The sequence below is a fragment of the Paenibacillus mendelii genome (assembly GCF_024498075.1).
GTDB lineage: Bacteria > Bacillota > Bacilli > Paenibacillales > Paenibacillaceae > Paenibacillus_Z > Paenibacillus_Z mendelii.
In genome coordinates, this window is the sequence record NZ_JANHOF010000030.1 from 21,711 (window position 1) to 29,513 (window position 7,803).

The following is a 7,803-nucleotide window of genomic DNA, read 5'->3' on the forward strand; positions in this document are numbered from 1 at the left end:
TATCAAATTGTTTATATTTTTAGGTATTCGGCTAACTGATCGAAGGTTCCGGTAAATCCGTTCTGAACGATCTCACTTGAAGAATAGAAGGTTTTGTTCTCTTCCTCGGTCGGGGATACGGGAACAATAATCGTTGTAAGAGTTGTTTTTCCTTTGTCCTCGGTGAACGTCATGGTATTCAAGGTTTCCAGTGGCCAATTTGCGTCAAAGGGTGCACGTACAACGTTACCTTCCTCATCAGAAAAGAAACTGGTATAAACGATCTTCTCCAATGCAACAATTTCACTGTATACAAATTTAACCCACATTATGTCGCCGTCAGAAGGTTTCTGGCTGTAGTGAAAGACACCGCCCGGCCGGAAATCTGCTTTCGCAACATGAAACGCCCACCCTTTTGGCCCCCACCAGTTCCGCAGATGTTGTGATTCGGTGAATGCCTTAAACACAAGTTCTCTTGGAGCATTGAAAGTATACGTGATTTCGATTTGAGTTGACATTGCGATTCCTCCATTTCAGCTGTTATTTTTCTTGCTAAAATCACATAAATAATCGTCCAAGCGCTCCAATCTACCCTCCCAAATGGTTTGAAACGAATGAATCCAATCGTTCAGTTCCAAGTAGGGCTGCGGCAGCAGCTTATAGATACGGCGATTCGCGCTTGGATGCACCTCAACAAGTCCGGAATCACTAAGTGCACGTAGATGTTTAGATACCTGCGGTTGACGGAGCCCAAGTCGTTTAGCTATCTCGTCTACAGTAAGGGCACCGTCACGCAAAAGCTCGACAATTTGTAATCGGTTGGGTTCGGCAAGTGCACTCCATGTTTCTCGCTCATATAAACGTATCTCCTTATGGATAAAATATACCAGCAAGGGAATATTCCTGTCAAGGAATATTAGGGATAAAAAGTATTTGGTTCAAATGATAGCGCTGAGCTCCCTCAGTACGATAGTTGAATCGAGCACAAACGAGCAGGCGCCGCGGTAGCCCGCTCGTTATTGAGCTAACGGGCAGTTGGAAGAACCTGCGTCGATAATTGGGATACCCAAGAATGTACGTTTAGATTAAGAGAATCAAATCTCCTGATGATGCAAAAGCGATACAGTTATTGAAATGAAAAACCCGATTTTCAATCACAATGTAGATTGAAAATCGGGTAGTTGTCTATTAAATTGGAACATTGATGGAAATATAACCATGGGTTTATCCATAAAGATTTATTAGAAATTTTCCAACACAATCTTTCCTATCGATCTTCCCGTTTCCATTTTTTCATGTACTAATCGTAGATTTTTTGCATTTATTGGTTCTATGCGTTCAGTTAAAGTAGTTTTCAATTGTCCATTATCGATTAAATCAGCCAGTTTATTCAGTAGATCGTGTTGTTTGATCATATCCTTGGTTTGGAACAATGATCGGGTAAACATAAGCTCCCATACAAACGTGATACTTTTAGAAAAGAACATGTCCATATCCAAGCTTCCGGCCCAAGAAACCTTATCTGAAGGAACGATAGAACAAATCTTACCTTGGGGGGTTATGACTTCTGCCATATTCGCTAAATGTTGTACTGTGTCATTTAAGCAGAATATATAATCAACGGTCTCAAATCCAATACTCTTGAGCTGTGATGCAAAATGGTTATTGTGGTTGATTGTAAAATCCGCGCCTTGATTTTTAGTCCACTGGATTGACTCTGGGCGTGAAGCGGTACCAATTACAGTTAGACCTGCTAATTTGGCAAGTTGAGTAGTAATTGATCCTACTCCTCCTGCTGCACCTATAATGAGTAAGCTTTTATTTTTGTTATCTTCTACGCTATGACTGATTCCTAAACGATCAAATAAGCCTTCCCAAGCAGTAATCGAGGTGAGTGGTAGAGCGGCTGCTTGTGCGAAATCCAAACTCTTCGGCTTGAATCCCACAATTTGTTCATCTACCAAGTGAAACTCACTATTTCCCCCTGGGCGAGCCACACTCCCTGCATAATATATCTCATCTCCAGGTTTAAACAATTGACATTCAGGTCCAACCTGTGCCACGGTCCCAGCTACATCCCAACCAAGAATTTTGGGTGATTCTTCTTCATAGTTGTTTTTCTCCCGAACACCCAAGTCGGCAGGGTTGACAGAGATGGCTTTTACTTCTACCAGCAGATCACGACCAGTAGGAATCGGTTTTTCTATATACAGATCAACAAGGCTCTCCGGATTGGATAAAGCAAGATATCGGTAAGCACCGACTGCTTTCATTTTTTGGTGATTGCTCATATTTTTCTTCCTTTCAAATTGGTATATCTTACATTTGAATTATATGTTGTATACTTACTATAAGGAAGTACGCATAATTTTATTATATAGTATTAAAAATCATACCTTTGAAAGGGGGCTGAGTAATGGGCGATCGAAGAAACAAATATGGTACTAATCCAGACATGGAAGGATGTCCTGTGGAGACAACTCTTGATGTCATCGGTGGAAAATGGAAAGGGATCATTCTTTATCAACTCTTTGACGGAACGAAAAGATTTAATGAATTCCGGCGTATCAATCCAGGTATTACGCAGTTTATGCTTACACTTCAGTTACGGGAGCTTGAACGGGATGGCATCATTCACAGAGAAGTTTATAAGGAAGTTCCGCCCAAAGTAGAATACTCTCTTACTGATTTTGGAAGGACCTTGGAACCGCTCATATTATCTATGAAAGCATGGGGGGAGACTTACAAAATCAGACTTAACGAAACTAGAACGCCGCAAGGGGAAGAAGCTTGAATTTTCGAACGGGAGAATTTTAGCACAGGACATGGGTACAAATGCCGCGGCCTGGGCATGACTCACGCTAACACCTTAGTCGTCGATCAGGTAGAACGGCCTGTTGTTACACTAACGGGAGGATAACATAGATGTGAGTTTCTTCAAAAAACAGAATTACGATAAACTAACGGTTGAAGTGATCGTGGATGTAACAAAAGAATATATAAACGTGTCAGAAGGTGAAGGGGAATTCCCCATGTTTACAAAAACGTCCGATTCGTTGCTGAGGAATTTATTCATAAGCTGACAGAGTTGAATGACATACGAAAAGAGAATGAACTTCAGACTAATTATGACATTCAAGCCTTTTAATCAAAGCTTGAGCTATTTCTCAATCATACCACAAGGTGTTGAGCTAACGGGGAACAGTAGGTTCAAGTAATCGATGAGACGAAGAGGGGGAAACCGAAATGAAGACGATCAAGCGCATGATGGACCACCTGTACTGGGCGGACGGACGCATATTGGACGCGCTCGAGGAGAGTGAGACGAAGAACAAGAACCTTCTGAAGCTGGTTCGGCACGTCGCGGTCGCGGAACGAGTCTGGCTGTCTCGATTGCAGGGCAAGGGCAGCGCGCAATATTCGTTGTGGGAGGAAGCGGAAGACCTGACGGCAATCCGGACGATGTTCGAAGAAAACGCCGAGCAATATCGCGTCTATATCGAAGGGCTCGAGGAATCCGAGTTGGACGAGATGGTCGACTATGCGAACCAGAGCGGTGTTCCGTTCCGAACGTCCGTCCGGGACATCCTGTCGCAGGTCCTCTTACATGGGCAATATCACCGGGGACAGATCAACCGGGCACTTCGGACCGAATCGGCAGAGCCCGTCCAAGTCGATTACATCACATTCGCGAGGCTCTAACGGGGCCTAATAATCACCATCACTCGGAATGGGATTGGCATTGACCTAACGAGGAACGATAGTTGAATAAGAAACATGGATGAGCAGGCGCTGTGGTGGCCTGCTCATTTTATTAAGCTAACGTGAGAATAATGCAACGAACAGAAGTTGCCTGCGTTTAATAGCTGGTTGGAGAAATATGAAAGGAGTTGAATGAGAAAGATGACAGCATCATTTTCACATAAGCCCGAAGGATACGAATGTCCATTTTGTCGTGTTTCGGGTATCGAGCGACCTAATCAGGGAACAAAACAAAGGGATATCATCTATCAGAATGAAAAGGTAACGGCATTTATAGCGAGCAAATGGTGGCCAAACAATAAAGGACATGTTCTTGTTGTTCCTAATCAACATTTCGAGAACATCTTTGAACTCCCTGCGGATTACGCTGTTGAAATTCACCGCGCGGCTCAACTTACAGCGTTTGCAATGAAAAATACATATGGATGTGATGGGATTTCTACGCGGCAACATAATGAGCCTGCTGGCAATCAAGACGTGTGGCATTATCATCTCCATGTTTACCCTAGATATGTGAATGATCAACTCTATCTGACAAAGGGTTCTCAGTCCGATCCAGATGAACGCTCTTTCTATGCTGATAAGTTGCGTTCTTGGATAAAGGAAAACATTTAAGGTCTAGGAGGAGCGAATGATAACCTAGTAGGAGATGAACCTGGGGAACTATAGTTGAACGAAACAAGGAGCAGTTTGCCGCGGCAACTGTTCCTTGTTTTATTAAGCTAACAGGAGGATGCCAAGAGAAGATTTACAATAGGGTACACACCCCTCTTCCTTGTCCTTCAATATATGCTTCAAAATCAGCTTGATCTAGTTAGCGAATTGAATTAGTCCTTATTTCATCTCAAATTATTTATCCCTATATATTCATTTCCCCAAGTTATCATTGATTTAATAATTAAAGATAAATTTTCACCTTGTTCAGTTAGAGAATATTCCACCTTCTTTGGAATAGACTGCTCTACCTTTCTCTTCACAATTCCATCGGCTTCTAATTCTCTCAATTGCAACGTTAGCATTCTTTGCGTAATACCTGGTATTAATCTTTTAAGTTCATTAAACCTGACAGATTTCTCAGACAAGATATTTATAAGGATGCCTTTCCATTTCCCACCAATTATGTGTAAAGTCATTTCTATAGGACATGCCCTTTTCACCTCTATGCTACAAGTGCCAAATCCATTTAACCGATTCCCCAATGTTGTCACCCCACCAATTAAGTTACAAAAATGTGCGTACTGATATTTACTTAATAATTAGATTACTATAGTTACATCAGAGCTTCCAAACCAAAAACTAAAAGGAGTGTGCTCATCATGAACGTGATTCAAATATCAGAACATGTGTTCAAATGTGAATTTGAAATCGCCGTACCTGTTAAAATACTTGTGAATACTTGGTTAATTAAAGACCAGGATGACGTTTATATAATCGATACTGGTTTAGAAAAATCAGTAAATTTCCAAATTAATGCGGCGAAAGATATTGGTACTCCAAAAGCAATTTTTCTTACTCATGGTCACAGTGATCATATTCAAGGGGCTACAAAATGGTTAGAGCGGTTCAACATTCCTATCTACGCACATCGTTATGAACTCATTTATATCAATGGCGATGCACCCTATCCGAACAAAGAGACTCTTGAAGATACTGGTGTAGCGAATATTGTCCAACCATTAACAGAGCAAACATTTGCTACCCTACCTATACAATATTATTTAACGCCTGGACATTCTCCGGGACATGTTGTGTACCATCATGAAATAGACAATTTACTTATTTCTGGAGATCTCTTTATCACGAGTAAGGAAGATTTACATCCACCCGTCAGAAAATTCAGCGTAGACATGAATGAGAACATAGATAGCGGCGTTATTATTGATGAAATTAAACCAAAACTAATTACTTCTTCTCATGGGCAAGACCTGCTCTATAATGTAGAATTGTACAAAAAATATGTATTAAGATACAGAGACTAGAAAATTGCAAAGTTTAAATGCTTTGCCAAACAATTAACCGTGAAACGTACCAGTACCATTGACGAGAAGCTAGTTCATTACGCTAAACGGGGAACTATAGCTCAATACTAACCAGGACGAGGCTGCCAGCATGGACCGGCAGCCTCGCTGTACTACCTGGCAGTTTAGCTGAGAGAAATTTTATCCCATAATATGAAAAATACTAGTTGACTTTGACACAGTGTCAACCTTTTATGATAAGGGAGAAGGGAGGATGTACATCGAATGAAGGAAAAATTTCAAAGCGAAAATACTTTAAGCCTAGAACGGAACACTGGCGACGATCGCCCGCCGGTGACCGTGCTAGGCCTTGGCCCAATGGGACGCGCCCTGGCCGGGGCTTTCCTAAAGGCCGGACATCCGACGACCGTCTGGAACCGATCGGCCGGCAAAGCCGGCGAGCTTACCGCACAAGGAGCGATCCTCGCGGAGTCCGCTGCCGAAGCCGTCGCGGCTAGCCCGCTGACGATCGTCTGCGTTCTCGATTATGACGCCGTGAATGCGATCGTCGGCCCGATTGGCGACGGTCTGAGAGGACGTACCTTGGTGAATCTGACGGCCGACTCGCCGATTTGCGCTCGCCAAACAGCCGAATGGGCAGCAGCGCACGGGATCCAATACCTCGACGGGGCGATCATGACTCCGACGACGACGATCGGTCAAAGTTCGGCCGTCGTTCTGTATTGCGGGTCGGAGGCCGTCTATCAAACCCATCGAGAGACTTTGGTCAGCATCGGCGGCACTTCAGTGCACCTCGGAGAGGACCCGGGCCGGGCTGCGGCATATGATGTGTCACTTTTGGATATTTTTTGGACGTCCATGAGCGGTTATATACATGCCCTCACCATGGCGAGGGCGGAGAACATAACCGCGAAAGAACTGCTTCCATTCGCCCAAGGTATCAGTAGCATTCTTCCGGATATCATGGCCGGACTGGCCGAGCAAGTCGATAATGGGCAATTCCCGGGATACAGCTCCAACCTTTTTTCGGCAGCCGCGGGTATGAAGCATATTATTGATACCGCGCAAGCGCATGGCATCGATACCAGCGTACTGATTGCAGCAAACGATATTGCCAGGCGTGCAATCGACGCCGGTCACGGCACGGACGGGTATGCCTATCTAACGGAAGTTATTCGAAAGAAGCAAGGTCAAGAAGTCCAGTAGGAAACATCGACTTCTATCCGAACCTGGCGGAAAAGCCCGGTCCATCTTGTGGACCGGGCTTTTCCGTTATAATGTTGATTTGCTTGTTGGCCCGACAGAACCGCTTGCCGTACTCATCAGCGCTCGCCGGACTCTCATCTGTTCAATGCGTTGGTCCAACCGATGCTGAACGGAAGTCAGCGTTTGAATTTGTTGGACTATTTCTTTGCGTTTTTCCTCATATGCCTCGAGCATTTCCTCGCAGAAACCATCACTGTCGTCATAAGAGTCGTACTCGTCATGGCACTTCAAGATTTCAAGAATTTCGTTTGTCGACATCCCGAGCTCCAAATAAATCTGGATTGTGTTGATTCGCTTGACGTCGGCCTCTTCGAATTCCCGATAATCATTATCTAAACGCCTTGCAGTGAGCAGCTTTTTCTTTTCGTAATATCTGATCGAACGGGTGCTGACACCGGTTGCTTTCGAAAGCTGGCTTATTTTCATCGGATTACCCCTTTCATAGAGGTGTTACAAATCCTATTATATAGGTATCATCCCCTTACTTAAATGCTGGCAAGACATTTTTATACTTTTCGTAACTGAGAGGCAGTCCCTTAATTTCATTCAACTTGTTGTTATCAATCATTGAGCTACCCCGAAAATTACTCTTAGGCAAACCTAAAAATGGCAGCACGAAACTAAGCCCAGCTTTAATGGTTTTTTTAAAACTGTGCTTCTTGGGAATTTATGAAACATTTGGAAGTTAAGAGGCCTCCGAATTAGAAAGAGCGACTTGAAAACCAAGATTCTCGAGCTTTCGTACAGCTTGTCGAACAATCGCTTCTTGCTGTCGCTGTTCAAAGTAATGACTGCCTAAATCTTTGTAATCCTCTTT

At 43.5% G+C, this 7,803-nt stretch carries 10 protein-coding genes; 5 read left to right on the forward strand and 5 right to left on the reverse strand.

Annotation, left to right across the window (positions count from 1 at the left end):
• Positions 1–11: 11 nt before the first annotated feature.
• The 3 genes from NNL21_RS34845 to NNL21_RS34855 form a co-directional block, all read right to left on the reverse strand.
• Positions 12–497 (reverse strand): SRPBCC domain-containing protein, encoded by a 486-nt coding sequence (locus NNL21_RS34845; RefSeq protein WP_204822339.1) that lies wholly within the window; start codon positions 495–497, stop codon positions 12–14.
• Between the two features lie 15 nt (positions 498–512).
• Positions 513–857, reverse strand: a complete 345-nt coding sequence (locus NNL21_RS34850) for an ArsR/SmtB family transcription factor (RefSeq protein ID WP_204822355.1) — start codon at positions 855–857, stop codon at positions 513–515.
• A gap of 363 nt (positions 858–1,220) precedes the next feature.
• Positions 1,221–2,270, reverse strand: coding sequence for a zinc-binding alcohol dehydrogenase family protein (locus NNL21_RS34855; protein WP_204822340.1), 1,050 nt, complete (start codon positions 2,268–2,270; stop codon positions 1,221–1,223).
• Positions 2,271–2,395: 125 nt separating this feature from the next.
• Here NNL21_RS34855 and NNL21_RS34860 point away from each other — a divergent pair, with 125 nt between their 5' ends.
• From NNL21_RS34860 to NNL21_RS34870, 3 genes are all read left to right on the forward strand, one after another.
• Positions 2,396–2,773 (forward strand): winged helix-turn-helix transcriptional regulator, encoded by a 378-nt coding sequence (locus tag NNL21_RS34860; RefSeq protein WP_204822341.1) that lies wholly within the window; start codon positions 2,396–2,398, stop codon positions 2,771–2,773.
• A gap of 452 nt (positions 2,774–3,225) precedes the next feature.
• Positions 3,226–3,681: a DinB family protein gene (locus tag NNL21_RS34865; protein WP_256555685.1), complete on the forward strand. Its 456-nt coding sequence runs from the start codon at positions 3,226–3,228 to the stop codon at positions 3,679–3,681.
• A gap of 201 nt (positions 3,682–3,882) precedes the next feature.
• Positions 3,883–4,356: an HIT family protein gene (locus tag NNL21_RS34870; protein WP_204822343.1), complete on the forward strand. Its 474-nt coding sequence runs from the start codon at positions 3,883–3,885 to the stop codon at positions 4,354–4,356.
• A 224-nt stretch (positions 4,357–4,580) separates the two neighbouring features.
• Here the strand turns inward: NNL21_RS34870 and NNL21_RS34875 are convergent, their stop codons facing one another.
• The gene (locus tag NNL21_RS34875) at positions 4,581–4,940 is read right to left on the reverse strand and encodes a winged helix-turn-helix transcriptional regulator (protein ID WP_204822344.1); all 360 of its coding nucleotides are present in this window, start codon (positions 4,938–4,940) and stop codon (positions 4,581–4,583) included.
• 117 nt (positions 4,941–5,057) lie between these two features.
• Between NNL21_RS34875 and NNL21_RS34880 the strand changes: the two genes are divergently transcribed.
• The gene (locus tag NNL21_RS34880) at positions 5,058–5,720 is read left to right on the forward strand and encodes an MBL fold metallo-hydrolase (protein ID WP_204822345.1); all 663 of its coding nucleotides are present in this window, start codon (positions 5,058–5,060) and stop codon (positions 5,718–5,720) included.
• Positions 5,721–5,984: 264 nt separating this feature from the next.
• Positions 5,985–6,926, forward strand: coding sequence for an NAD(P)-dependent oxidoreductase (locus NNL21_RS34885; RefSeq protein WP_204822346.1), 942 nt, complete (start codon positions 5,985–5,987; stop codon positions 6,924–6,926).
• Positions 6,927–6,992: 66 nt separating this feature from the next.
• On the opposite strand, the gene NNL21_RS34890 is transcribed toward NNL21_RS34885, so the two are convergent.
• Positions 6,993–7,412, reverse strand: coding sequence for a MerR family transcriptional regulator (locus NNL21_RS34890; RefSeq protein ID WP_204822347.1), 420 nt, complete (start codon positions 7,410–7,412; stop codon positions 6,993–6,995).
• Positions 7,413–7,803: the final 391 nt, after the last annotated feature.

Coding starts and splice junctions, on each gene's coding strand:
- NNL21_RS34845 (WP_204822339.1), bottom strand. CDS start 497: ATGTCAACTCAAATCGAAATCACGTATACTTTCAATGCTCCAAGAGAA.
- NNL21_RS34880 (WP_204822345.1), top strand. CDS start 5,058: ATGAACGTGATTCAAATATCAGAACATGTGTTCAAATGTGAATTTGAA.
- NNL21_RS34855 (WP_204822340.1), bottom strand. CDS start 2,270: ATGAGCAATCACCAAAAAATGAAAGCAGTCGGTGCTTACCGATATCTT.
- NNL21_RS34870 (WP_204822343.1), top strand. CDS start 3,883: ATGACAGCATCATTTTCACATAAGCCCGAAGGATACGAATGTCCATTT.
- NNL21_RS34865 (WP_256555685.1), top strand. CDS start 3,226: ATGAAGACGATCAAGCGCATGATGGACCACCTGTACTGGGCGGACGGA.
- NNL21_RS34885 (WP_204822346.1), top strand. CDS start 5,985: ATGAAGGAAAAATTTCAAAGCGAAAATACTTTAAGCCTAGAACGGAAC.
- NNL21_RS34860 (WP_204822341.1), top strand. CDS start 2,396: ATGGGCGATCGAAGAAACAAATATGGTACTAATCCAGACATGGAAGGA.
- NNL21_RS34890 (WP_204822347.1), bottom strand. CDS start 7,412: ATGAAAATAAGCCAGCTTTCGAAAGCAACCGGTGTCAGCACCCGTTCG.